The 24159-nt window shown below is 63.1% G+C and carries 26 protein-coding genes; 8 read left to right on the forward strand and 18 right to left on the reverse strand.

Features of this window, described 5'->3' with window-relative positions; all coding sequences use genetic code 11:
• Positions 1-9: 9 nt before the first annotated feature.
• From ACG0Z6_RS01945 to ACG0Z6_RS02005, 13 genes are read right to left on the reverse strand one after another with little or no spacing between them, the layout of a single operon-like run.
• Complete coding sequence (locus ACG0Z6_RS01945; RefSeq protein WP_394458343.1) at positions 10-966, reverse strand: phosphatidate cytidylyltransferase; 957 nt, start codon at positions 964-966, stop codon at positions 10-12.
• Positions 963-1592, reverse strand: coding sequence for a lysophospholipid acyltransferase family protein (locus ACG0Z6_RS01950; RefSeq protein WP_394458344.1), 630 nt, complete (start codon positions 1590-1592; stop codon positions 963-965). The genes ACG0Z6_RS01945 and ACG0Z6_RS01950 overlap by 4 nt, the downstream gene beginning before the upstream one ends.
• Positions 1593-1601: 9 nt before the next feature.
• A complete protein-coding gene (locus tag ACG0Z6_RS01955; protein ID WP_394458346.1) occupies positions 1602-2186 on the reverse strand; it encodes a hypothetical protein in 585 nt (194 codons plus the stop codon).
• Positions 2183-2866 (reverse strand): SCO family protein, encoded by a 684-nt coding sequence (locus ACG0Z6_RS01960; RefSeq protein ID WP_394458348.1) that lies wholly within the window; start codon positions 2864-2866, stop codon positions 2183-2185. Before ACG0Z6_RS01960 ends, ACG0Z6_RS01955 begins: the two co-directional genes overlap by 4 nt.
• Positions 2847-3524 (reverse strand): c-type cytochrome, encoded by a 678-nt coding sequence (locus ACG0Z6_RS01965; protein WP_394458350.1) that lies wholly within the window; start codon positions 3522-3524, stop codon positions 2847-2849. Before ACG0Z6_RS01965 ends, ACG0Z6_RS01960 begins: the two co-directional genes overlap by 20 nt.
• A gap of 1 nt (position 3525) precedes the next feature.
• Positions 3526-4137, reverse strand: a complete 612-nt coding sequence (locus ACG0Z6_RS01970; protein WP_394458352.1) for a cbb3-type cytochrome c oxidase subunit II — start codon at positions 4135-4137, stop codon at positions 3526-3528.
• Entirely contained in the window at positions 4127-5725 is a 1599-nt protein-coding gene (locus tag ACG0Z6_RS01975; RefSeq protein WP_394458354.1) for a cbb3-type cytochrome c oxidase subunit I, read from the reverse strand. Before ACG0Z6_RS01975 ends, ACG0Z6_RS01970 begins: the two co-directional genes overlap by 11 nt.
• The gene (locus ACG0Z6_RS01980; RefSeq protein ID WP_394458356.1) at positions 5725-6138 is read right to left on the reverse strand and encodes a group III truncated hemoglobin; all 414 of its coding nucleotides are present in this window, start codon (positions 6136-6138) and stop codon (positions 5725-5727) included. Before ACG0Z6_RS01980 ends, ACG0Z6_RS01975 begins: the two co-directional genes overlap by 1 nt.
• The gene (locus tag ACG0Z6_RS01985; RefSeq protein WP_394458358.1) at positions 6135-6953 is read right to left on the reverse strand and encodes a formate/nitrite transporter family protein; all 819 of its coding nucleotides are present in this window, start codon (positions 6951-6953) and stop codon (positions 6135-6137) included. Before ACG0Z6_RS01985 ends, ACG0Z6_RS01980 begins: the two co-directional genes overlap by 4 nt.
• Positions 6950-7558: a hypothetical protein gene (locus ACG0Z6_RS01990; protein ID WP_394458360.1), complete on the reverse strand. Its 609-nt coding sequence runs from the start codon at positions 7556-7558 to the stop codon at positions 6950-6952. The genes ACG0Z6_RS01985 and ACG0Z6_RS01990 overlap by 4 nt, the downstream gene beginning before the upstream one ends.
• Entirely contained in the window at positions 7542-8159 is a 618-nt protein-coding gene (locus ACG0Z6_RS01995; RefSeq protein WP_394458362.1) for an SCO family protein, read from the reverse strand. Before ACG0Z6_RS01995 ends, ACG0Z6_RS01990 begins: the two co-directional genes overlap by 17 nt.
• Positions 8160-8200: 41 nt before the next feature.
• Positions 8201-9634, reverse strand: a complete 1434-nt coding sequence (locus tag ACG0Z6_RS02000) for a cbb3-type cytochrome c oxidase subunit I (protein WP_394458364.1) — start codon at positions 9632-9634, stop codon at positions 8201-8203.
• Between the two features lie 48 nt (positions 9635-9682).
• A complete protein-coding gene (locus ACG0Z6_RS02005) occupies positions 9683-10204 on the reverse strand; it encodes a cupredoxin domain-containing protein (protein ID WP_394458366.1) in 522 nt (173 codons plus the stop codon).
• 159 nt (positions 10205-10363) lie between these two features.
• Here ACG0Z6_RS02005 and ACG0Z6_RS02010 point away from each other — a divergent pair, with 159 nt between their 5' ends.
• The 4 genes from ACG0Z6_RS02010 (at position 10364) to ACG0Z6_RS02025 (ending at position 14437) form a co-directional block, all read left to right on the forward strand.
• Positions 10364-10831 carry an RrF2 family transcriptional regulator gene (locus ACG0Z6_RS02010; RefSeq protein WP_394458368.1) on the forward strand — a complete coding sequence of 156 codons (468 nt, stop codon included), beginning with the start codon at positions 10364-10366 and terminating at the stop codon, positions 10829-10831.
• A gap of 167 nt (positions 10832-10998) precedes the next feature.
• Complete coding sequence (locus ACG0Z6_RS02015) at positions 10999-12081, forward strand: glycosyltransferase (protein WP_394458370.1); 1083 nt, start codon at positions 10999-11001, stop codon at positions 12079-12081.
• Position 12082: 1 nt separating this feature from the next.
• Positions 12083-13318, forward strand: coding sequence for a glycosyltransferase (locus tag ACG0Z6_RS02020; RefSeq protein ID WP_394458372.1), 1236 nt, complete (start codon positions 12083-12085; stop codon positions 13316-13318).
• An 18-nt stretch (positions 13319-13336) separates the two neighbouring features.
• A complete protein-coding gene (locus tag ACG0Z6_RS02025) occupies positions 13337-14437 on the forward strand; it encodes a DUF1972 domain-containing protein (RefSeq protein ID WP_394458374.1) in 1101 nt (366 codons plus the stop codon).
• A 12-nt stretch (positions 14438-14449) separates the two neighbouring features.
• Here ACG0Z6_RS02025 and ACG0Z6_RS02030 read toward each other — a convergent pair whose 3' ends face one another.
• Positions 14450-14725: a hypothetical protein gene (locus ACG0Z6_RS02030; RefSeq protein ID WP_394458376.1), complete on the reverse strand. Its 276-nt coding sequence runs from the start codon at positions 14723-14725 to the stop codon at positions 14450-14452.
• A 282-nt stretch (positions 14726-15007) separates the two neighbouring features.
• Here ACG0Z6_RS02030 and secA point away from each other — a divergent pair, with 282 nt between their 5' ends.
• The gene (gene secA, locus ACG0Z6_RS02035; protein ID WP_394458378.1) at positions 15008-17749 is read left to right on the forward strand and encodes a preprotein translocase subunit SecA; all 2742 of its coding nucleotides are present in this window, start codon (positions 15008-15010) and stop codon (positions 17747-17749) included.
• 102 nt (positions 17750-17851) lie between these two features.
• Here the strand turns inward: secA and ACG0Z6_RS02040 are convergent, their stop codons facing one another.
• The 3 genes from ACG0Z6_RS02040 to hemP form a co-directional block, all read right to left on the reverse strand.
• Complete coding sequence (locus ACG0Z6_RS02040) at positions 17852-18904, reverse strand: choice-of-anchor A family protein (protein ID WP_394458380.1); 1053 nt, start codon at positions 18902-18904, stop codon at positions 17852-17854.
• A gap of 87 nt (positions 18905-18991) precedes the next feature.
• Positions 18992-20113 carry a DUF2325 domain-containing protein gene (locus ACG0Z6_RS02045; protein ID WP_394458382.1) on the reverse strand — a complete coding sequence of 374 codons (1122 nt, stop codon included), beginning with the start codon at positions 20111-20113 and terminating at the stop codon, positions 18992-18994.
• 221 nt (positions 20114-20334) lie between these two features.
• Complete coding sequence (gene hemP, locus ACG0Z6_RS02050; RefSeq protein WP_394458384.1) at positions 20335-20550, reverse strand: hemin uptake protein HemP; 216 nt, start codon at positions 20548-20550, stop codon at positions 20335-20337.
• Between the two features lie 197 nt (positions 20551-20747).
• On the opposite strand from hemP, the gene bfr reads away from it, so the two are divergent.
• Both bfr and ACG0Z6_RS02060 read left to right on the forward strand, forming a co-directional pair.
• Positions 20748-21224, forward strand: a complete 477-nt coding sequence (bfr, locus tag ACG0Z6_RS02055) for a bacterioferritin (protein ID WP_394458386.1) — start codon at positions 20748-20750, stop codon at positions 21222-21224.
• Positions 21225-21316: 92 nt separating this feature from the next.
• Positions 21317-21589, forward strand: coding sequence for a (2Fe-2S)-binding protein (locus ACG0Z6_RS02060; RefSeq protein WP_394458802.1), 273 nt, complete (start codon positions 21317-21319; stop codon positions 21587-21589).
• Positions 21590-21648: 59 nt separating this feature from the next.
• Here ACG0Z6_RS02060 and ACG0Z6_RS02065 read toward each other — a convergent pair whose 3' ends face one another.
• Positions 21649-22266 carry an RNA pyrophosphohydrolase gene (locus ACG0Z6_RS02065; RefSeq protein ID WP_394458388.1) on the reverse strand — a complete coding sequence of 206 codons (618 nt, stop codon included), beginning with the start codon at positions 22264-22266 and terminating at the stop codon, positions 21649-21651.
• Between the two features lie 132 nt (positions 22267-22398).
• Between ACG0Z6_RS02065 and ACG0Z6_RS02070 the strand changes: the two genes are divergently transcribed.
• The gene (locus ACG0Z6_RS02070; protein ID WP_394458390.1) at positions 22399-24144 is read left to right on the forward strand and encodes a proline--tRNA ligase; all 1746 of its coding nucleotides are present in this window, start codon (positions 22399-22401) and stop codon (positions 24142-24144) included.
• Positions 24145-24159 lie beyond the last annotated feature (15 nt).

A 24159-nucleotide genomic window follows, 5' to 3' on the forward strand; every position in this document is an offset into this window, starting at 1 on the left:
CCGGCTTGGCTAAAGCATGCGTACGGCGTGAAAGAACACGGGGGCGGCAAAGCACAGTGGGGCCAGGCGGTCGAGCAGGCCCACCGCGCCGGTGATGGCGCTGCGGTTGCCCCAGGCTTGAACGCCTGCATCGCGTTTGAGGGCTTGCATCACGAGCTCGCCACAGCCCCCTGCAGCGCTGGACAGGGCCGCCAGAGCCGCGGCATGCAGCGGTGGCAGTGCGCTGGTGGTGTGCAGGGCTGCGCCGGCCAGCGCGGCAACGGCTGCACCGGCCAGCCAGCTGCGCAGTGAGAAGCTGCGGCTGATGCGCCTGGCCAGTGGGCGGCGTCGGCTCCAGGCCGTGGCCATGGCTTGGCCCAGCTTGCCCGCGGCCACCACCAGCACCAAAAAGAACAGCAGCAGCGCGCCGCGGTCGCTGTGCTCGGGCGTGCTCAAGAGCAGTAGGGCTGGTGCGTGCGAGAGCCCGTAAACACAGACCATGACGCCCCACTGCACCTTGGCGTTGCGTTCCAGAAAACGGCGTGGGTCGTCGCCCAGGGCGCTCACCACGGGGATGATCAAAAAGGCATAAACCGGGATGAGCACGTTGAACAAATCGCTGCGCTGCAGCCCCACGAGCAGGTATTGCAGAGGCAGGAAGACGAAGAAGGCCAAGACCAGGGCGCGGTGATCGGCGCGGCGCGTGTGCGTGAGGGTGATGAATTCGCGCAGCACCAAAAATGACAGCAGGCCAAACAGCAGCGTGGCGGCCCAGGGCCCAGACCACCAGGCCAGCCAGAACCAAGCTGCGCCCAGCCACACGCGGCCGAGCTCGTCGCGAAAGCGCAGCCAGCGCTGCGAGTGGCCCAAGCGCTGCTCGCGCTGCGCCATGGCCAGGGTGAGCAGGCTGGTCAGCGACAGCCCGCCCAGCAGCACGAGAAACAGCGTGGCAATGGCTGGCGGTGACACGGTGTGTGTGGCGTTCATGCGCTCCAACCTCCGGGGCGCAGAGCCATGAGTTCGCGCCGCGCGCGTGCCAGGAAGTCGCGCTTGTCCTCGCCGGGTTCGCGTTGCAGCGGCGCTCCGAAGGTGACGGTGCACAGCACCGGCACGGGCAGCAGCTCGCCCTTGGGCATGACGCGCTGCACGTTGTCGATCCAGGTCGGGATCAAAGGCAGATCGGGGAATTGCTCGGCCAAATGGAAGAGGCCAGCTTTGAACTCCAGCGGCTCAGCCTGGCTGGCGCGCGTGCCTTCGGGAAAGATGGCCAACGAGTCGCCGCTGTGCAGGGCCTGGATCAAGGGCTCCAGCGGGTCTTCATCGGGGTGGGCGCGTGTGCGCGCGACGAAGACGGCGTTGAACACCTGCTCAGCCAGCCAGCGCCGCAGTGGCGAGCGGCACCAGTAGTCACGCGCGGCAATGGGGCGCGTGGTGGCGCGCAAATCAGCAGGCAGCGAGGCCCAGATCAGCACCCAGTCGAAATGGCTTTGGTGGTTGGCGAAGTAAAGGCGCTGCTCGTTGGCCGGAGGGCAGCCCTTCCAATGGCCTTGAATGCCGGTGATCAGGCGCGCCAGAAAGGTCAAGAGCAGCCCGCAACAGTGGGCAAGAGACATGCGGCAATGCTAGCGCAGCTCACCTGGCTGTTGCGCTTGGCTGCTGCGACGCGAGGGGGCCAGCAGCAGCCACAGCCACCACAAGCCCAGCGCCGCGCAGGCCCACCATAGCGCTGCTGCGGTGTCGAGCTGGTCTTGCAGCGTGTAGGCGCGGCACACCCGCAGCGGCTGCAGTGCCATCCAGTCCGCCAGACCGCCCATCATGGGCAGCAGCATGCCGGTGGCAAAGAGCCGCAGCGGCAGGCTGGCGCGGGTCAGGCTGTCGGCCCACAGCGCACCGGCCAGCAGCAGGGCTGCTGTTTTGCTGGTGATCAGCGCGGGGCTGCTCAGCACCAGGTCCAGCGTGCGCGGCAGCATGGCCAGGCTCAGCACCACCAGCAGGGCGCACAGGCCGCTGAGGCCTTGATCGTTCCAGCGTGCCCAATGCGGTGCGTGGCGTTGGCGGCTGGCGGCCGAGAGGCCCGCACCGCAGAGCAAGAGCAGGGGAATGTGCAGCAGCATGTGGCTCCACATGCGCGCGGTCAGCCAGGCGTGCAGGGGTGTGTAGCTCAGCAGCAAGGCCGCACCCAGCCAAACCCATATGCGCAGCTTCATGGCTGCAGCCAGCGCCCCCAGGCCAGGGCATCGGCCACGGCGCTGAGGTCCAACACCCGTCGCACCCGGGCTTGGGTGTCCACCATCAAGAAGGCGGCGTCGTGTTCGTAGCCGCCTTGCCCGTCGGGCAGCACCTGCACTTGCAGGGTGCGCAGCAGGGCTTGGGCATCAGCGCTGTTTTGCGGCACCCCCACGCGCCAGTGCTTGGGGTCGGCGCGCTGCTGTTGGGCCCAGGCTCGCAGGGCTGCGGGGCGGTCGGCCTGTGTGTCGAAGGACAGCTGCAGCAGCCGCAGGCGTGTCGGTGGCGCGGCCGAGCCCCCAATGGCTGTGGGCGATGCGGCTTGCAGCTGGCTCTGCAGCAACGCGAAGTCGCTGCCACCGACGCGGCAGACGCTGTTGCAGCGCGTGTAGATCAGCATCAGCACGGTAGGGCCCTGGCGCAGCAGGGCGTGCAGCTGGGCGGGGCTGCCGTCTTCCAGCAGCAGGGGCATGTCGGGCAGGGCCAAGCCTGTGGCCGCCGCCTGGTTGCGGCGCGCATCCTCGCTGGTCCAGCTGCGCCAGCCTTGCGTCACGCTGTGCGCCGCCCACAGGCCCGCCCCCAAGATCAGGGCGCTGGCGCACAAGGTGGGCCAGGCCGAAGGCCTTGCGCGGCCGGGGGGCTCAGCGGGGCAGCTGCTCAAGCTCTGCTCCACCGGCAAAGGGCTGCTTGCGCTGCAGGGCACGCGCTGCCTGGATGTCGGCCATGCTGAAGGGCGCGGCCTGGTTGCCCCAGCTGCTGCGCAAATGCGTGGCCAGGGCCAGCAGCTCTTCGTCTTTGAGGTGGCCAAAGGCTGGCATGGCGCCTTGGTAGGTCTGTCCCTTGACCTGCAGGCTGCCGCTGATCCCGTAAGTCAGGATGGCGGCCAGAACCTGGGGCGGCCCCAGCACCCACTCCGAACCCGCCAGGGGCGGGAACACGCCGCTGAGCCCTTGCCCTTGGGCTTGGTGGCAGGCTGCGCATTGGTTGGCGAACAAGGCAGCGCCTTGCGCAGGCGCCAGGGCTGCGCCGCCCGCCCCTGCTGTCACGGCCGGGCTCAAGTCGGCGCTGCTGCGGCGGTCGCCGTGTATGGAGGCACCGGGTTGGGTGTCCAGCGCCACATACAAGGCCCCAACGGCAAAGAGCAGCAAGAAGGCCAGCGCCGCCAGCCAGGGGATGGGCCGGGTCTTCTCATGCGGGTCTTGCGGTTCGCGCTCCTGCTGCGGCGGCACGGCCGAGAGCGGGGTGGCGCAGGGGTCCAGCAAGCTGGGTGGTGTGGCTGGGCGCGGCGTGCCGCCGCCAGGGCTTGGGTCTGAACTCATGTCATCGGGCCTGCGAGGTTTTGGTGCTGGGCGGTGGGTCTTGCAGCACGGGCTGATCGTGTTTGAGGGCCTGGAGGTAGCGCACCAAATCCAGAGCCTCGGGGCGAGCCACCACCACTTGCTGATCGGGTTGATGCGCAGGCGGCAGATTCACCACCACATCGCCTTCTTGCGCCTTGGGCTTGAGCGTGAAGAGGTAGGGGTAGGCAGGCATGTTGGATGCCGCCACAAAAGCACGCGGTTGGTAGAGGTGACCCAGATGCCAGTCTTGGCTGGGCTGGCGCACGCCGATGTTGAAGAGGTCCGGCCCGGTGCGCATGGTGCCCAGCAGGTGAGGGCTGTCGTACACATAGTCCGCAGGCACCGAGGCGCGGCCCCAGCCGCGTTCGGTGTCGGGGGCTTGATGGCGCGCGCGGGGCTGCTGGGTGTGGCAGTACACGCAGCCGTTGGCGATGTAGACGGCGCGGCCGCGCAGCTCTTGTTCGGTATAGGGGCGGCTGCCCGGGAGGGCTTGCACGTCACGAACCTGCATATAGGGCAGCACCACCAAAGCGGCTGTGGCCAGACCCAAAGTGGCAGCCGCGCCGCCCAGAAGTTTGATGTCAGTGAGCATGTGTGGCTCCTGCAGCCGGTGCAACCGGTGTCGCTGGGGGCGTGGCGGGCTCGGGGCGGCGGCCCAGCAAGAGCAGCACATGCCAGACAAACACCAGGTGCGACAGCGTCAGCAACACACCGGCCACGCTGCGGGCTTGCAGATAGGGTTGGGTCAGGGTGACCGATTCAACAAAGGGCCGAGCCGCATCCAGCATGGCCAGGCCTTGCAGCCAGCCGCCAATGGACAGCGCCACCACGTAGAGCAAGATGCCCGCGCTGGCCAGCACGAAGTGCACCGTCACCAAGCCCGGGCGGGGCCAGTCACGGCTGAGCACGCGCGGCAGCATGTAGTAGAAGGCGCCGAACATCACCATGCTGACAAAGCCATACATGCCCAGGTGGGCGTGGGCCACGGTGAAGTGGGTGAAGTGGGTGACCGTGTTGACGCTGCGCAGCGCCTCCAGCGAACCCTCCAGCGAGGAGAGCATGTACATGAGCGCGCCAAAGGCCATGAAGCGCAGCGTGGGCGAGCGCCTGAGCACATGCCAGTGCCCTTTCATGGTGCCGATTTGATTGACGCTGAAGGCCACCACGGGCACGATCATCATGATGCTTTGCACGATGGACAGGCTGGTCAGCCAGCCTGGCACGGGGCCGCCAATCAAATGGTGGCCACCGACTTGGCCGTAAAAGAACGCCAGCGTCCAAAAGCCCAGCAGCGAGAGGTTGTAGGACTGCACCGGGCGCCCAATGATTTTGGGCAGGAAGTAGTAGATGGCCCCCACGCTCACCGGCGTGAACCACAGCCCCAGTGCGTTATGCCCAAACCACCAGTTCATGGTGGCTTGCTGCACGCCAGTGTGCAGGTTGGGAATCTTGGCCACCACGTAGAGCAGTGAAATCCACAGCAAGCCGCTGATGAAGTACCAGGCGCTCACATACAGGTGCTCTGTGCGACGGCGCACCAAGGTGCGCAACACCGAAGCCACGATGAGCAGCAGCCCCACCACCAGGAAGATGCCGATCTGCCAAGGGATTTCCAAAAACTCCATGCCGTCAGACACCCCGGCGGCAATGGCCCCAATGCCGGCGGCCACACCGGCGTTGAACACACCTGCTCCCAGCGTCACCCAGTGGCTGCCCACCAAAGGGGTGCGCAGCAAGCGCGGCAGCAACCACACCACCACGGCCAGGCAAGCGTTGCTGGACCAGCCATAGATCACGGCGTTGAGGTGCACTGTGCGTATGCGCCCAAAGCTCAACCAGGGCTGCGCCACCAGCCAGTCCGGCATGTGCAGCTTGAGCGACGCCACCAGGCCCGCACCTGTGCCCAGCAGCAGCCAGAAGCAGGCGGCCAGGATCAGCATGAACACGGGCATGGCGCTGGAGCGGTCAGCCCTCAGGCGCTCGTGCAGGTCTGCCACCGCGTGGGGGCGCTGCGCGGCCAGCGGGTCGTCCACATGGCCTTGCTCGCCGGGCTCGAAAATGACGCCAGCCCCTCTGGGGTTTTCGACCAGCAGGCCGTGGCGCATGGAGCCCACAAATGCCAGCAAACCCAGCAGCGAAAGGACAAAACTGCCAAACAACAGGGCCAAGGTGCTGTCCATCACAGGGCCTCCATGGGCATGAGGGGAATTTCTGGCAGGCCCGCGCGGTGACACTGCTGCCAGCCCAGCCACAGGCTTTGGGCAATGCGTGGTGCCACCTCCATGGCGCGTGCGCTCATGGCGGCATTGGTGTGGGCCGCGCAGCTCTGCGCAAAGAGGCGCAACCAGCGCTGGAACAGCTCGGGTTGCAGCTCAGGCAGCGCCTGGTGAGCCGGCATGGGGGCGCCGCGAAAGCGCGCCGTGCCGCGCAGAATCGAGGACCAGAAGTCCACCAGCTTGCTCAGGTGCGAGGGCCAGTCGTCGATGTGGCGGTTGAAGATGGGGCCCAGCACCGCGTCTTGCCGCACGGCGGCATAGAAGTGCGTGACCAGTTGCTCGATGTCCTCTTCGGTGCACAGTCCTGCGCGTGTCATGCCGAGACTCCTTCGTCTGTTGCTACGGCCGCAGTGCTGTGCGGCGGGTTCTTGGGTTGCTGTGCCAGCCCATACGCACCGCCTACCATCAGCGCGCCGCCGAGGGTGTTGCCCAGGGTCACCCAGGCCAAGCTGCTGAGCGCGGCCGCCAGCGTCGCGGGGTCAAACTGTTTGCCAATGAGCACCAAACTCATCACGGTCATATTGGCCACACTGTGTTCGTAGCCGCTGCCAATAAAAGCCAGCAGGCACCAGAAGATCACCGTGCAGCGGGCGGCGTCGCTGTCCACACGGGCGCACATCCACAGCGCCAGGCACACCAGCCAGTTGCACAAAATGGCGCGCGCCACCAGGGCCAGGGGCGGGTCGTAGAGCTTGTGTTCAGCCAGGCGGTAGAGCAGCGAATGCGGGTCCTCCAGCAGGCCGTTGGCGCCGCCCAGGGCAAACAAGCTCGCCACCAAGAATGAGCCCAATAGATTTCCCAGCCAGCACGCCAGCCAGCCGCGCAGCACGTCGCTGGCTTTGACTTGGCGGCGCAGCCAGCCCAGCGGCATGTAAAGCGTGTGGCCGGTGAAGAGCTCTGCACCGGCCAGCACCACCAGCACCAGTGCCACCGCAAAGCTCGCCCCCATGCACAGGCGGCGCCACTCCGCGGGCAGCTGCGCGCCTATGCTCAAAATCAGCGCGATGCCCAGGCCTACATAGGCCCCGCCCAGCATGGAGCTCACGCCAAAGGCCCAGGGGGATTGGCGCAGCAGCGCCTGTTTGCCGACCGCCACCTTGGCAAAGTAGTCGATGGTTTGACGCGTTGTCATGTCAAGTTTCCTGCCTCAGTCGGCACCGTGTTGGGGCGTGTTCGCAAGGCCTGCCAGGCCAGCCATGTGGCGTAGACCACGCCCGCCATCAAGAGCCCTCGGCCCAGTGTTTGCTGGTCACTCCAGCCGTAGTTGCTGCACAGGCGCACAGGGCTGTCCAGGTACAGCCAGCCCAGGCGCCAGAGCGTGGCCAGGGCTTCGAGGTGCAGCGCTGCGCGCCAGACAAAGCCCAGGTGCGCCCAGGCACAGCCCAGCGGCAGGCCGGCGAGCAGCACCAGGCTTGCGCTTTTGCTCAGGTCCACCGCGCGGTCTTGCACGGCCAGGTCCAGCAAGCGCGGCAGCATCCACACCGTCAGCGTGCCCAGGGCCAGCAGCAGCAAGCCCAGGCGCCAGCGGTAGAGCCGCTGCAATGGCAGGGCTGAGCGCATCAGCCAGCCCAGGGCCACCAGTGCCGGAATTTGCAAGCCCATGTGCGTGCTCATGCGCGCCAGCAGCAGCTCGCGCACTGGGCTCAGGCTCAACAGGCAGGCCAACAGGGCGCAGACCAGCGCGCGACGCTGCGGGCCCATCAGCACGGCAGCCAGAGCCTCAAAGTGGCGTGGCATGGCTGCTCCATTGCTGCGCGGTTTCCAGCATTTCCTGCGCGCTCAGGGCCTGGCTGAGCTGGCAGCCTGGCTCCACCACATACCAAGCGGCGTTGTGGCTGAGGCTGCCGTCAGGTTCGCGCACACGCACCACGCCCGCGCTGTCCAGCAGGGGCTGCAGGGTGTGCTCATCTCGGGTGTGGGCCAGCTTCCAAGAGCTTGACTGAGGCCCTTGCAAATTGCGCTTGAAGCGCTCCAGGGCCTGCGCGTCGTCCACCTCGGGCTCCAAGCTGATGGACCACACGCTCACACCCAGGGTGTCCAGCATGCGCGCCATGCGCGCGGCCTGCACGCCCTGGGCCTGACACACGCTGGTGCAGCGGGTGTAGACGAAGTCCAGCACCCAGCGGCGCTGGCACAGCGCCTGCCAATCCACCGCCAGGCCCAGCTCGTCGCGCAGCGCGGGGCGTGGCAGGGCGCGCGGGTGTGCGGCCAGATCCAGGCGCCGCCACGAATCGCTGGTGAAGCTGCGCCCACCCCAGGTGAGCTGCCACAGCGTGAGCAGCACGGCCAGCAGCACCAGGACGGCAAAGCCTGCGGGGGCAAGATCGCGGTGTTTCATGGACTTCAGTTCCGAGCTGTGGCCTTGCGATGCGCCTGACCTCAGGCGGTTTGCCGCTGCCGCTGCAGCCCCACCACCCAAGCCAGCACCGCCAGCACCACCAGGCCACCGGCCAGCACGCCCCAGGCGTCAAAACCCTGCCAAGCCGGGGCGTGTTCGGCCCAGCGGCGCGGCACGCTGGCCCAGCCAGCAGCCAGGAAGCTCACGCCCAAACCCAGGGTGCCCAGGCCGTAAACCACGGGCAGCGTGAGGCTGGAAGCGCGACCCTGCGGCCTGGCGAACATGTGAGCAGCAAAACCCAGCACCATGGGCACCACACCGCCCACCAAGTAGAGGTGGAAGTGCCCAGGCACCCACAGCGTGTTGTGCATGACTTGGTTGACGCGCAGCGTGCCGTCCACCACCGCAGGCACCACGCCCAGCGACCAGCCCAGCATGGCCAGGAACAACCAAGCCGCAGGGGCCTTCCAGCGCATGCCGCAGCGGTGCACCAGGGTGAGTGCTCCCCAGCCCGTGACCAGCAGCACGGGAATGCCCGACAGGTAGGACAGCACCTGACCCAGCACGATCAGCCCCGAAGGCATGACCGAATCCAGCAACAGGTGGTGGGGGTAGACCGCCATCACAAACAAGGTGGCGGCGGCCCATGCCGCCAGGAAGGGGCGCGACACCTTCCAGGGCCGACCGGTGTAGAGCGGCAGCAGCTCGTACACGGCGGTCACGGCCATGTAGATGGTGGCGTTGATGAAGACGTGGCCGAAGAAGTAAATCAAGTTCTTGGCCAGCAGGGCGGAGATTTCGAACTCCGGCACATAGAGGTTCACCAGCGTCACCACCAGCACCACCGCACCGCTGAGAATGCCCAGGGTGTTGACGATCACCACCATGGACGCCGCCACCACCGTGGTGGGATGGCTGGGGTCGATGCGGCCGCTGATCAGCTGGTCCACCCCCAAGCCCTTGAGCACACTGCCGCAGCGGCGCGTGATGGCCAAGCCCATGTCCAGGTTGAAGAGCAAAAAACCCACGCCGATGAGCAACAGCCCCACCACAAAGGCCGCCGCCGCATGGGCGCTCCATAGGCCCATGGACTTGGCCGGCAGAGGCCATAGAAAGGTCCACCCGCCGCCGTAGCCGCCAATCAAGATGGACCCCACCACGGTGAGCACCCCGGCCACAAACAGCGCCAAGTTGGCCCACATGAAGCGCGCGTCCAGCTCAACGTGCTGCGACAAGAAGTGCCACACCAAGGCCGCGCCGGCCAGGCCTGCAATGCCCACCATGCCCGCGCCGTGCAGCGTCATGAGTTGGTAGAAGTGCGGCGCGTCCAGCGCCAGCCAGCCTGCCTGTATGGCTCGCATGAGGACGCCGGCCATCATCAGCACGACCAGCAGCACCAGGCTGGTGATCAAGTACAGGCGTACGCCTGGGTGAACGCTGGGACGATCCAGCGCTGGGTTTTCGATGTGAGTCATGGTGGTGTTGTGCGTTAGGGGCAAATAGGGGCGAGGTGGATGAGCCCCTTACTGGGCAGCTGCCACGGTGAAGTCAGCCACCATGCCGTGGTGGGCCACGCCGCAGTACTCCAGGCACAAAATCTTGTAAGTGCCGGGCTTGGTGAAGTGGTGGCGCACGCTGTTGACCACGCCGGGCATGGCCTGGATCTGCGCCACCAGGCGTTGGTTCTCGTCGTAGAGGGCGAAGCCGTGGTTCACATCAGCCGCACGCACGTGAAACACCACCGTGTCGCCCACCTTGGCCTGCTGCGTTGAAAGCTCCCAAAACCATTGTTTGGCCGTGGCATGAACCTGCACCACATGGCCCTCTTGAGCACTGACGTCGTGTGGCCAGGGCAGCAAGGTGGCCGCCGTCAGCACGGGTGCCAGCGTCAGGGCAGCCCAGAAAGTGCGCGCCCGCCAGCGGTAGCTGGCCTGGTTCACGGCCTTTGCGTCAGCCGTGCTGCCGCTGTTTTTCACCACCCAGAGGTAGACGAACAGCACAAACCCCATCAACAGGGCAGATACGCCCGCGGCCAAGTCTTGCATGAGAGTCTCCTAAAGGTGTATTTCTGGTGAATGTTTAAAGATGTGCGAAGAATACATCTAATGGGCAATCGGAAAAAATGACACATTCGGCGTGGGGACTTGACCCCAGAGAACCGTGTCGGGCGAGCGCTACACTGCCTCGCAACCTGCACCCTTCCCATGCGCCTCACCGTCTATACGGACTACTCACTGCGAGTGCTCATGTTCCTGTCGCTGCGCTGGAGCGGTGGGGAACTCAGCACCATCGATCAAATCGCGCAGGCCTATGGCATTTCGCGCAACCACCTCACCAAAGTGGTTCACGACTTCAGTCGCCATGGCCTTATCGAGTCGCAACGCGGGCGCTCCGGCGGCATCAGACTGGCGCGCGCGCCGCAAGAAATCAGCGTGGGTCAGGTGGTTCGTCTGGCGGAAGAGGACTTTGCGCTGGTCGAGTGCCACGAGCCCGGTGGGGGCCATTGCGCCATTGCGCCCGCCTGCCAACTCCAGCGCGTGCTGGGTCAGGCCATGCAGGCCTTTCTTGCCGAGCTCGACAAGATCAGCCTGCATGAAGCCGTGGCCCACCCCGCCCGAGCGCAGACTGCGCTGGGCATTACGCCAATATTTGTTGCACCTCGGCGTCGCTGAGTCCTTTGCGCAACAGTATGGGGAGCACTGAAGCGTATCTCGTCTGGGTGTGCAAATTTGCTCGAAGTGCTAAGTGGCGCTGTCGGCAAAATGTCGCTATCGCTCAGTGGGCTCTTGCAATGGGAGTTCATGCCAGTGCACCGCGCGCCACTTGAAACGGATGGTCAATGAAAACAAATATTGTTTGCTTCACAGGGAATTCAGGGCTGACTGACTATTCCGTTTCGCTGTGCAAGGCCTTGGGGGAGAAGGCCAGGTTGATCACCTCCACCCAAATTGAACCCAGATTTACGCAGATGGGGTTTGAGGTGCAGACGCTGTTTCGCCGCAGCCGACATTACCCGCTGGATATTCTGAAATTCATGGGCTTTGCGCTGCGTCACAGGCACGAACACTATATTTTCCAGGGGCCACTGAAGTTTCCGCTGGTGGATGGTTTGGTGCTGCGATTGCTGCGGCTTTTTGGGGTGCGAGCCACCGTTACTGTGCATGACGTCTTGCCGCATTACCCCAACGCCTTGAGCAAATTCACGTTCGCTTTCTATTACAAGTCCTTCAATCAATACATCGCGCACTCCGAGCGCGCCAGCACCGCCCTCCAAGCCATGGGCCTGCGCCAGCCCAAGCTGGTGGTGCCGCATGGGGTCTACGATCTGTTTAAGCTCTCAGCACCCAGCCGTGCTGAAGCCCGCTCCCGTTTGGGCCTGCCAGATGAGGGCTTGAAGCTGGTGCTCTTTTTCGGTCATGTCGAGACCCGCAAAGGCGCGCTGGCATTTGCACAATTGGCCAAACGGTTTGGACCACACGAGCGGGTCAAATTCCTGATTGCAGGGAAATCATCCTTGAGCCCAGCAGAGGAACAAAGCCTTGCTGACAGTGCCAAAGAAGCTGGGAATTTGGAGTTTCACAACCAGCGCATCCCCTTTGAGGCGGTGGAGAACTACTTTGCTGCCGCGGATGTGGTGGCACTGCCCTATCTGGAGGGTACGACCAGCGGGGTTTTGAAACTGGCCCTGGCATTTGCGCGCCCGGTGCTGGCCACGGATGTGGGTGATTTCAAAGAACAGATCGGCCAGAAATACGGCCTGTGCGTGCCCATGAACGAAAACATGCTCGACGCCTTAGAGCAAGGACTGCGCAGCCTGCTGCTCGAGCAAGCACGTTGGGAAGCCAGCTGCAGGGCCGAGACGGCGGATATGCAATGGCCTCATATAGCCAAGCGCGTATCGACATTTGTTGGGGGGGAATAAATTGCGGCGGCTACTCAATGTCAACAGCTACCACTACAGACGCGGTGGTTCGGATGCGGTGTACTTCGAGCACGCGCGCGTGTTTGGTCAGTTGGGCTGGGAGAATGCCTATTTTTCAATGAAGTACCCAAAGAATGTTGATTCTGAGTGGTCTAAGTACTTTGTTGATGAGTTGGAGTTTGGTTTTGATTACACCTTCTTGCAAAAGATGGTGATGGCCTCCAAGGTGGTCTATTCCTTTGAGGCACAGCGCAAGCTCGAGCAGCTGCTTGGGGTTTTTAAGCCTGATATTGCGCACTTGCATTGCATCTACCACCATTTGTCGCCTTCAATTTTGCCGGTCATGCGCAAGCATGGCATTCCCGTGGTCATGACGGCGCATGACCTCAAGCTCGCTTGCCCAGCTTACAAAATGCTCAACGCTGGCGGTATTTGCGAGAAGTGCAAAGACGGCTCGGTATTGAATGTGGTGAAAAACCGCTGCATTCGGGGCTCTCTGGGGGCCAGCGCCATCGTGGCGGTGGAAAGCGCGCTGCATGGTGTGGGTGGGCTTTTGAATACCTATTACAAGCACCTCAGTGCCATTGTGGCGCCCAGCCATTTTTACCGCGAAAAGCTCATCGAATGGGGTTGGGACGCGAAGCGCGTGGTCTATATTCCAAATTTCTCGGATGTGCCCGATCAAGTCAGTGGCAAACCGGGTCAATACATTTTGTATTTTGGTCGGCTGTCCTTTGAAAAAGGCGTGCACACCGCCATTGCGGCGGCTGCCGCAGCGGGGGTGGAACTGGTGATCGCAGGCACCGGGCCTGACGACAGCAAGCTCAAGGCCCTGGCCCAGGAACTCAAGGCTCCCGTGCGCTTTGTGGGCTACCAATCGGGCGCTGCACTGCACCAGCTGGTGGACGATTGCCGCGCCGTGGTGCTGCCCTCTGAGTGGTATGAAAACGCGCCCATGACCGTGCTGGAGAGTTTTGCGCGCGGCAAGACCGTCATTGGCGCCACCATGGGCGGCATCACCGAGATGATCAACGAGGGCGAGAACGGCTGGCTGTTCGAGAGCGGCAATGCCGCAGCGCTGGCCCAGGCCTATGCCCAGGTGATGGGCGAGTCAGACAGCCGCTTGCTGGAGATGGGCATGGGCGGGCGCCAACTGGTGCAAGAAAAATTCAGCCGCAGCCGCTACGTCGAGGAAATGTCCCGGCTGTATGACGGACTGTTGGCTGCGCCGCATTGAGGAAATTGGGGGGGATTTGTGCAAAAAGTTTTGAGAATTCTGGGTATCCGTGGCATTCCTGCCGGACATGGTGGTTTTGAAACCTTTGCCGAGGCTTTGTCGCTCTACCTGACAGACCGCGGCTGGAAAGTGATTGTTTACTGCCAGGAAGAAGGCAGTGGGCCCATTCGCGTGGATCAGTACCAGGGTGTGGAGCGTGTGATCGTGCCGGTGTCTGGCTCAGGCGCGCTCAGTACCATTGTTTTTGACTGGATTTCCACATGGCACGCCGCAGGTGAAAAAGACCTTTGCTTGACCCTGGGCTACAATACGGCCATTTTTTGCGCACTGCTCAGACTCAAGGGCGTGCGCAATGTGATCAATATGGATGGCCTGGAGTGGAAGCGCTCCAAGTGGGGTGTGGTGGCCAAAACATGGTTTTGGCTCAACGAGCGTTTTGGTTGCTGGTTTGGCAACCACTTGGTGGCCGACCACCCGGAGATCGAAAAACACCTCCAAACCCGTGTCTCTGGGGCCAAGATCACCATGATTCCCTATGGTTCAGACCCGGTTGAGGAGGCGCAATACCCGCTGCCTGAGAGTCTGGGTTTGCAGGCGCAGGGCTACTTGACAGTGATTGCCAGGCCGGAGCCAGAAAATTCGGTGCTGGAAATTGTTGAAGCGTTTTCAGAAAAGCCTCGTGGCTGCAAATTGGTGGTGCTGGGTAAATTTAGTCCCGACAACGCCTACCACCAGCGTGTGAAGCAGGCCGCCAGCGACGAAGTGCTGTTTTTGGGCGCGATTTACGACCAAAACATCGTGCGTGCGCTGCGGGTCAATGGCATTGCCTATGTTCACGGCCACCAAGTGGGCGGCACCAACCCTTCTTTGGTGGAAGCTTTGGGTTGCGGCAATGCGGTGCTGGCCCATGCCAATCGCTTCAATCAATGGGTGGCCGGCAGCGGGGCGCGCTACTTTGGTACTGTCTCTGAGCTGTCGGCTCACCTGGACGAGCTGCTGGGCAGCCCCACAGTGCTGGGACAAATGCGCGCAAGCAGTGCTGAGCGCTGGCAGCAGCACTTCACCCAACCCGCTGTGCTGGGTGCTTACGAGCGTGTGCTGGAGCGCTGGCTGCGCTAGTGCGGCAGGGCATCAACCTGCCAGCAGCTTGATGCGTATGCGCCAGGGCTGCATGCCTTGCTCGCGCAGCAGCAGCTCCATGTGCGGGTGGATGTGGCGCAGCTTGGCCGCAATGGCCGCGTTGGCTGCCAGCAGGGTCCAGCCCTCGGCGTCTACAGCGCCCGGGGTGACAAAGCGCGTCAGCGCGCCGGGCAGGCAGGGGCGAACAATCTCCATGCGCTGTTTGGAGGCATGCAGCAGGGCCCCGAGGCGCGCCAAACCGTCGTGACGCTGCAGCAGCTCAGCCACCGGAGTGGGCTCCGGAACGCTGGCTGCCGTTGGAGGTCGAAGGTAATTGGCCCGGCGCATGGCGCTAGTGTAGGGCTGGGGGCCCTGTGTCGGCTGGCTTCTTGGGTGCCGCTCAATGCTTGCTGGCCGGCTCGTTTTGCCGCCCGCGTGCCCCCGGGTTGGCCACCCCTTGTGATGGGCGTGCGTCGACCCAATATCAGGGGGGCGGGTGCTAAACTCGATCGGATTTGCCGAGCACATCGCTCGCCCCCCAATACCTATACCTAACACCCCCCACGCTGCATGTTGCCCAAGCTTCTTACCCAGATTTTCGGCAGTCGCAATGAGCGTCTGATCAAGCAATACCGCCGTGTGGTGGCGCAAATCAACGCCTTGGAGCCCGCGCTGGAGGGTCTCTCCGACGAGGCTTTGCGAGCCAAGACCGACGAGTTCAAGCAACGCCATGCGCAAGGCGAAACGCTGGACGCACTGCTGCCCGAAGCCTTTGCCGTGTGCCGCGAAGGCGCCAAGCGCGCGCTGAAGATGCGCCACTTCGACGTGCAGCTCATCGGCGGCATGGTGCTGCACCACGGCAAGATTGCCGAAATGGGCACCGGCGAAGGCAAGACCCTGACCGCCACCTTGCCCGTCTACCTCAACGCCCTGACCGGGCGTGGCGTTCACGTGGTGACGGTGAACGACTATCTGGCCCAGCGCGATGCTGAGTGGATGGGCAAGCTCTACAACTTCCTGGGTTTGACGGTGGGTGTGAATCGCGCCCATGTCAGCCGTGAGGAAAAGCAAGCCGCTTACGCCGCAGACATCACCCACGGCACGAACAACGAGTTCGGCTTTGACTACCTGCGCGACAACATGGTGTATGAGACCCGGGATCGCGTGCAGCGCCCGCTGTCTTACGCCATCGTCGACGAGGTGGACTCCATCCTGATCGACGAGGCGCGCACGCCGCTCATCATCTCGGGCCAGGCTGACGATCAGACCGATCTCTACCGCGCCATCAACGTCGTGGCGCCCAAGCTCAAAAAGCAAATCGGCGAAGAAGACCCCCGCACGGGCGAGGGCGTGATCGAGCCGGGTGACTTCACGGTGGACGAGAAATCCCACCAGATCTACCTCACCGAAGCTGGCCACGAAAACGCCGAAGCTCTGTTGACCGAGGCTGGTTTGTTGGTGGAGGGGGCAAGCCTGTACGACGCGGGCAACATCACCCTGATGCACCACCTCTATGCGGCGTTGCGGGCCCACCATGTCTTCCACCGGGACCAGCACTACGTGGTGCAAAACGGTGAAGTCACCATCGTTGACGAGTTCACCGGCCGCCTGATGGTCGGCCGCCGCTGGAGTGACGGTCTGCACCAAGCCGTTGAAGCCAAGGAAGGCGTGGCCGTGCAGGCCGAGAACCAAACCCTGGCCTCCATCACCTTCCAGAACTACTTCCGCATGTATGCCAAGCTCGCTGGCATGACCGGAACGGCCGATACCGAGGCCTACGAGTTCCAGGAAATCTACGGCCTGGAAACCGTGGTGGTGCCTGCCAACCGCCAACGCGTGCGTATCGACGAGCTGGATTTGGTCTACAAGACCCCGGCGGAAAAGTACAACGCCGTCATTGCCGACATCCGCAGCTGCCACGAACGCGGGCAGCCGGTGCTGGTGGGCACGACTTCGATTGAGAATTCCGAGCTCATCTCCAATCTGCTGCAAGCCGCCAAGCTCCCGCATCAGGTGCTCAACGCCAAGCAGCACGCCAAAGAGGCCGAGATCATTGCCCAGGCGGGCCGTCCGGGCGTCATCACCATCGCCACCAATATGGCTGGCCGCGGTACTGACATCGTGCTGGGCGGCAATGTCGACAAAGACATCGAAGCCGTGTGGGCCGACGAGGCGCTGTCCGAGCAAGACAAGGCGCAGCGCGTGGAGCAGATCAAGGCCGACTGGCGCTCGGTGCACGAGCAGGTCAAGCAAGCCGGGGGCTTGCGCGTGGTAGCCACCGAGCGGCACGAGAGCCGCCGCATCGACAACCAGCTGCGTGGCCGCTCCGGCCGCCAGGGCGACCCGGGTTCGACGCGTTTTTACCTGTCGCTGGACGATTCGCTCATGCGTATCTTTGCCGGTGATCGCGTGCGTGCGCTCATGGACAAGCTCAAGATGCCCGAGGGCGAAGCCATTGAAGCTGGCATCGTGACGCGCGCCATCGAAGGTGCGCAGCGCAAGGTCGAGGCGCGCAATTTCGACGTGCGCAAGCAGCTGCTGGAGTACGACGACGTCTCCAACGACCAGCGCAAAGTCATCTACCGCCAGCGCAACGACATCCTGGAAGCCCAGGACACTCTGGCCCAAATCACCCATCTGCGTCGGGGTGCGGTCACCGATGTGGTGCGCGCTTACGTGCCCGAGGAGTCGCTGGAAGAGCAGTGGGATCTGCCGGGCTTGGAGCAGGTGCTGCGCAGCGAATGGCAGCTGGAAGTCGACTTGCAGGGTGCGCTCAAGAAGAGCGAGTCCATGACCGACGAGGATGTCTTGAACACGGTGATTGGCGCTGCTGATGCCCTGTTCCAAAGCAAACTCGACCGCGTGGGTCTGGAGCAGTTCGCGCCCTTTATGCGCATGGTGCTGCTGCAGTCCATTGACCAGCACTGGCGCGAGCACCTGGCGGCGCTGGACTACTTGCGCCAGGGCATTCACCTGCGCGGCTATGCCCAGAAGAACCCCAAGCAGGAATACAAGCGCGAGGCCTTCGAACTCTTCAGCCAGCTGCTGGATGTGGTCAAGGCCGAGGTCACGCGCGTGCTGCTCAACGTGCGCATTCAGTCCGAAGAGGAGGCCGCTGCTGCTGCCCAGGCCATTGAAGAGCGCGCTGAGCACGTCAGCAACGTCACCTACACCCATCCTAACGAGGATGGCTCGGTCAGCGAAGAAAGCGCTGAGGGCGCCCAACCTGACTGGGGTCATGTCGGCCGTAACGACCCTTGCCCCTGCGGCAGCGGCAAGAAATTCAAGCACTGCCACGGCAAGCTGGCTTGAGCCTCTGACTCATTCGGGCCGCAAGGTCTGAGTGAGTCGAGAGTCCAAAACAAAAAACCCGCCATCAGGCGGGTTTTTCATTGGCGTCTCAAGCGTGAACGATCAGGCCTGGTTCTGTGCTTGTTTGCGGCGGCGACCCAACCAGCCCAAGCCAACCAGGCCAGCGGCCAACAAGGCTGCGGTTTGAGGCTCAGGGACGGGGCTCACGTAGGGCGTGAAGTACTCGTAGCCCAATTCCAGCGTGCCGTTCTGGCCGCGTGACAGGGAGTCCGCCACCAAAGTGCCTTCGATGTGCCCTGAACCCGTGACGGCTGCACCCACGGCCAGAATGCTGCCGTTGACGAAGGTGCGCACATCCACTTGTTGTGCATTGCTCAGGTTGAACACGAGGCGGTCGCGAGACAGCGCCAGCAAATCATCGGCCGCAGGGCGCGCCAACTCGCCACCCACGCCGCCGGAGAAGGTGATGCTGCTGGCGCTGCTGTTGATGATGATGTGTGCACCGGCCTTGACGTTGCTCAGCGTGAGGTTGCCGATCGATGCGCGGTCGCCCAGATTGAAGACCTGGACATTGGAGGTGCCGTCGCCGGTGAGCAGCAAGTTGCCACCTTGAGCCGTCACGGTGCCGTTGGGTGTGGCCAAGTTCAGTTGCTGGCTCAGCGAACTCAGTTGCGTCTTGGCGCTGGCGAAATCAATAAAGCTGGCGTTTTTGGTCGCGCTGCCGTACTGCCAGCTGTTGGCCACCAAGGTGGAGCCATAGACGATGTCGCCCGCACGGGTTTTGCCGTTGCTGACCCAGGGAATATTGGGGCCCGGGCCAATCGAAGCGTTGGTGTCGGTCTCGTAATTGGGGCCGTTGTAGATGGAGCCAGAGAACCCACCCCACTGACTTTTGAGATTGACGCTGCCGCCCACTACCAGCGAAGGTGCCGTGCTGCTGAGGGGGTTGCGATAGCCAATGTCAAAGCCCGAGGTCAGGTCGCCACCAACGGCCAAACGACCTTCCACGTCAGACGCGGCGTTGACGTTGCCAAAGAAAAATCCGCTGAAAGCCGAAGCCGGTCCCAGATCAATGCTGGGCAAAGCGCTTGCGGCGCCACTGGCGACCAGGGCCACGGCGGCACAGGTCTGGCGGAGACGTACTACTGACAACATTTTGCAACCTCCCGAAAGACTTTGATTCTATTTCTGCGGCCTGTAAGTGCCGTTCCCTATGCAGTGGCGCTGGGCGTGCTTGGGCGATTAGCGCGCATCTGGCTTGGCTGAGTTTGCTTCCGTGTTGACGCTGGTCAGTTCCTGGCGTATGTGAAGCAAGGCTTTTTGCAGGCTGCTGGCGCTGGGTTTGTCTACAAAAACGCAGCGTTTGCCGGTGCGTTTGCAATGGTCTTTGACCCGCCAGTAGGCATCGTGACTGATGCATCCGGTCTGGCAAATCACCAAATCTGCTGCGGCCAGGCTTTTGTCGAGCATGGCCACAGCATCTTCTTCACCGCCGTCGTGGTGCAAGAAGCGGCCTCCAGTGCGCTCGATGAGCTGGCGGTAGACGGGTACCACCGCGGGGCGCCCGCCAACGCACAGAACGGCGCAGTCGCCAAGCTCCAGCAGCTCGCTTTCATGTTGTGCTTGGGCGCTAGGCCCCCGGTCGCGCTGATGTTGCAGCGCTTGCCTCAACTCGGCATTGTGCTGGCGCAGCCGCTCGTTCTGTTGTTGAGCCAGCAGCAGCGCGCGTTCGAGCTCATGCAGGCGCTCTTGTTGAAGATTGAGTTCCCGAGCCTGATCCATACGGCTGCGCAGCCCCGGTGCGGCGGCTTCCAGTGCAGCAAGTTCCTGTTGCAGGCAATCCAGGCGCGTGTTCTGGCGCATCAATTCCGCGCGCAGCTTCAAGGTTTTGGTCTGCTCTTCTTCGAGTTCCCGTGCCCGCTGTGCCAATGCCAGGGTGCTGCGCGCCTGGGCTTGGGCCAGTTCACGACCCAGCACCGCGTTTTCCTCACTCAGCGCTTCGAGGCGCTGCAAATCTGCGCGGTTGGCGGCACCTACCTGGTGTTGCAGCATGTGAATGTCGCGCAGCACCCGCTCTTGCAGGGCGGCGTCACAGCGTGCATGGGTGAGCGTGGCCCACAGGCTGCCCGCCACATCCTGCCCCGACAGGCAGGCCGTCCACCAGCGCGACAGTGCTTCGGCAGTTTTGTGTTGTGCTGCCAGCCGCAAAGCCGTGGCGTAGCGCCGGTCCAGCTCTTTTTGCAGCGCCTCGGAAACTGGCGTGCGGTGTGCCCCTTCGTTGATCGCGCCGCAATGCAGCTCGTAATCACTGGGTGATACGTTGATGTCGCCGAGTTTGCCTAGCACCCGGCGTAACACCGGCATGGGCAAGCACACGCCGATGACGGGACATAAGGCCTGCGCTGGCATCTCCCAAAGACGGCGGCGGCGTGAGCCTCTAGGTTGAGGATCAATGTGTACCGAATCGGCGTGACGCGAAGAGCTCACTCCAGACGGAGATGTCGCGAGCAAGGAATTGAAAAGCTTGGGCTTGTCGCACATGGGATTGCAGTCGGGCGAAGCGAAATGGCGTCAAGCAGAGGGTGTCACTTGGTCAGGATCAGCTTGCCCAAGGACGTCAGGCGCAAGCGATAGAGGGCGCCCGAGTGCTCAATTTCGATTTCGCGCTCGCCGCCCAAGAGGGTTTCAGAGCTGAGTCGGCGCTTTGGGGCTAGAGACGGCGCGCGCTCGTGGGGGTGGGTGGAGGGCGCTGCGGCAAGCGAGCCGACAGCGGGCAAGGTGAGGGTGGTGATGTTGTTCATGCCGCGCATCTTAAATGAGAACGATTCGCAATAGCAAGATTGGCAGGTTGAGTTGACTTCATATCGATGTATGAATGCGAATGTGATGCACTGGCGTTTATGGCCCATCGCAGTGGTTATTGCTGACGTGCGGAATCTGTGTTTTGAAAATCCGACTCCGCCATCCGGTTGGGTGGCATTTGACACAGGAGAGCCGCATGAAAGGTGACGCAAAGGTTTTGGCCTACCTCAACGCTCAGCTCAAGATGGAGCTGACTGCCATCAACCAGTACTTTCTTCACTACCGGATGCTGGACAACTGGGGCTTGGACAAGATGGCCAAGCACGAGTACGAGGAGTCCATTGACGAGATGAAGCATGCCGACAAGCTGGTCGAGCGCATCCTCATGCTCGAAGGTCTGCCGAATTTGCAGGACTTGGGCAAGCTGATGATTGGCGAGAACGCTGTCGAGACCATGCAGTGCGACTTGAAGCTGGAGGTCGCAGCACAAGCGCACTTGAAAGAGGCCATCGCTCATTGCGAGTCGGTGCGGGATTACGTCAGCCGCGATTTGCTTGAGGACTTGCTGGATGAGACGGAAGACCACATCGACCATCTTGAGACCCAGCTGGAGCTGGTGGGCAAGGTGGGCGAGCAGAACTATCTGCAAAGCCAGATGGGCAGCGTCAGCTGATTGATGGATTCAATTGCGAACAATTCGCGTTTGCGTTATCGTGGCGACCACCCTGGTCCTGCCTGAGGCCCGACATGCCGTCGGGTGCCACGATGATTGTTTGCCTCTGCCACCGTGTTTCTGATCGTGATATCCATCGCTACGTCCAGCAAGGCGGTGCGAGCTTTGAGGATTTGCAGGAAGAAACACGGCTGGCCAGCTCCTGCGGCGCCTGTGGAGATTGCGCCCAGGAGGTGTTTGCGCAGACCCTGAGTGCCTGCCAAGGCGGCTCGGTGGGTTTTGCGCAGAGCTGGCTTGGCGCTACGGGGGCTGCGCCGCGTCCAAGCGGTGCGTGGCCTGTGGTGGCAATACACCCGGCGGTATAAGAAATAGCGCCCTAGGAGCAGGGCGCTTCGTCACCCAAGCCAGCGCCTGAGGCCGCGATTCAGCTGTCGGCGCTGTCAGCCGCACTGGGATGAGGCTCAGCGTTGAGCCCCTCGGCAGCGGGTGCACCATTGGGGCGTTGATGAGGCCGATCCCCTTTGTTCGCCGGGCGCATGCCGGCGCGCAAGTAGCGGTTGTGGTGGTTCTGGCGCGGCAAATAACGCGCCAACTCCGATAGCGCCATTTGGTAGACGCCGCGTTTGAACTCAATCACTGACTCCAGCGGCACCCAGTAGTCATTCCAACGCCAAGCGTCGAACTCTGGGTGATCCGTGGCGCGCAGGTTCATGTCGGAATCGCGCCCTACCAGCTGCAGCAAGAACCAAATCTGCTTTTGCCCACGGTAGTGCCCGCGTGCGTCGCGCCGCACAAAATGGTCGGGAACTTCATAGCGCAGCCAATCACGCGTGCGCGCCAAGATGCGCACTTGGTCGGCATGCAGCCCCACTTCTTCGTGGAGCTCTCTGAACATCGCCTGCTCGGGCGTCTCGCCGTGCTTGATGCCCCCTTGCGGGAACTGCCAAGAGTGAGTCCGGATGCGCTTGCCCCAGAACACCTCGTTTTTGTGGTTGAGCAGGATGATGCCGACGTTGGGCCGGAAGCCTTCACGGTCGAGCATAATCAACCTCGATTTCTTAGTTGGATCGATTATTGCACTGGGACGTCGTCCCGGCGCGCTCCTCGCTAACCCTCACAACGGCTTCACGCGTGCCGGTTCTTGCGTGGCACAGCCGGCTGTTACTTGCTCCCCATGAAAGCCTCCCAGTTCTTTATCTCTACGCTCAAAGAAGCGCCCGCTGATGCTGAGGTTGTCAGCCACAAACTCATGATGCGCGCAGGCATGATCAAGCGCCTGGGGGCGGGCATTTACAACTACATGCCCATGGGGCTGCGCGTCATTCGCAAGGTGGAAGCCATCATTCGCGAAGAGATGAACCGCGCTGGCGCCGTGGAGTTGCTCATGCCCGTGATCCAGCCTGCTGAGCTGTGGCAGGAGACTGGGCGTTTTGAGGGGATGGGTCCGGAGCTGATGCGCGTGAAAGATCGCCACGGCCGTGACTTCATCGTGCAGCCCACCTCGGAAGAGGTGACCACGGACATCGCACGCCAGGAGCTGCGCTCCTACAAGCAGCTGCCGAAAAATTTCTATCACATCCAAACCAAGTTCCGCGACGAGCGCCGTCCGCGTTTTGGTGTGATGCGTGGGCGCGAGTTCACCATGAAGGACGCCTACTCCTTCGACCGCGATGCCGAGTCCGCGGGCCGCAGCTATGAAGGCATGTACGCGGCTTACAAGCGCATCTTTGACCGCTTTGGTCTGCAATACCGCGCCGTGGCTGCGGACACGGGCGCCATTGGTGGCGACCGCTCGCACGAGTTCCAGGTGATTGCCGACACGGGTGAAGACGCCATCGTCTACTGCCCGACCAGCGACTACGCGGCCAATATCGAGCTGGCCGAAGCGCTGCCCCTGCTGGCCCAGCGCGCGGCCCCGACGCAGCCCTTGGTCAAGGCCCCCACGCCGGGCAAGGCCACCTGTGCGGACGTGGCGGCCCTGCTGGGTCTGCCGCTGGCCCAAACGGTCAAGAGCCTGGTGCTGGCGACTGACGAAAAGAACGAACACGGCGAGGTGGTGAAGAGCCAGGTCTGGCTGCTGCTGGTGCGTGGCGACCATGAACTCAACGAAGTCAAGGCCGGCAAGGTGCCGGGCTTGGGCGGCGGGTTCCGCTTCGCCACGTTGGCGGAAATCGACGCGCACTTTGGCTGCAAGCCCGGTTACCTGGGCCCCGTCGGCTTGCGCCAGCCGCTCAAGGTGGTGGCCGACCGCACCGTGGCCCATATGGCCGACTTTGTTTGCGGCGCCAATGAGGTGGATGCGCACTACACCGGGGTGAACTGGGGGCGCGATCTGCCCGAGCCTGACTTGGTGGTGGACATCCGCAATGTGGTTGCGGGTGACCCGTCGCCTGACGGGCAAGGCGTGCTGGCCATTCAGCGCGGCATCGAAGTGGGGCATGTGTTCTACCTGGGCACCAAGTATTCCGCCGCCATGAATGCCACCTTCCTGGACGAGACAGGCAAGCCCAAGCATTTTGAGATGGGCTGCTATGGCATTGGCGTGACGCGCATCCTGGGCGCGGCCATTGAGCAAGGGCATGACGAGCGCGGCATCATCTGGCCCGCGGCCATCGCACCATTTGAAGTGGTCATCTGCCCGATTGGCATGGACCGCTCAGAGGCCGTGAAGGACGCTGCCGAGCAGCTCTATGCGCAGCTCAAAGAGCTGGGCGTGGACGTGCTGCTGGACGACCGTGGCGAGCGCCCCGGTGCCATGTTTGCCGACTGGGAGCTCATCGGCGTGCCCGAGCGTGTGGTCCTCTCCGACCGTGGGCTCAAGGAAGGGCAGGTTGAGTGGCAAGGTCGCCGTGAGGCGCAGGCCACCAAGCTGGCCTTGAGCGAGCTGCTGCCGCAGTTGAAAGCGCGTCTGGGCCGGTGAGCCAGGGTCGCGTGG

The sequence above is a fragment of the Roseateles rivi genome (assembly GCF_043555845.1).
Taxonomy (GTDB): Bacteria; Pseudomonadota; Gammaproteobacteria; order Burkholderiales; family Burkholderiaceae_C; genus Roseateles; species Roseateles rivi.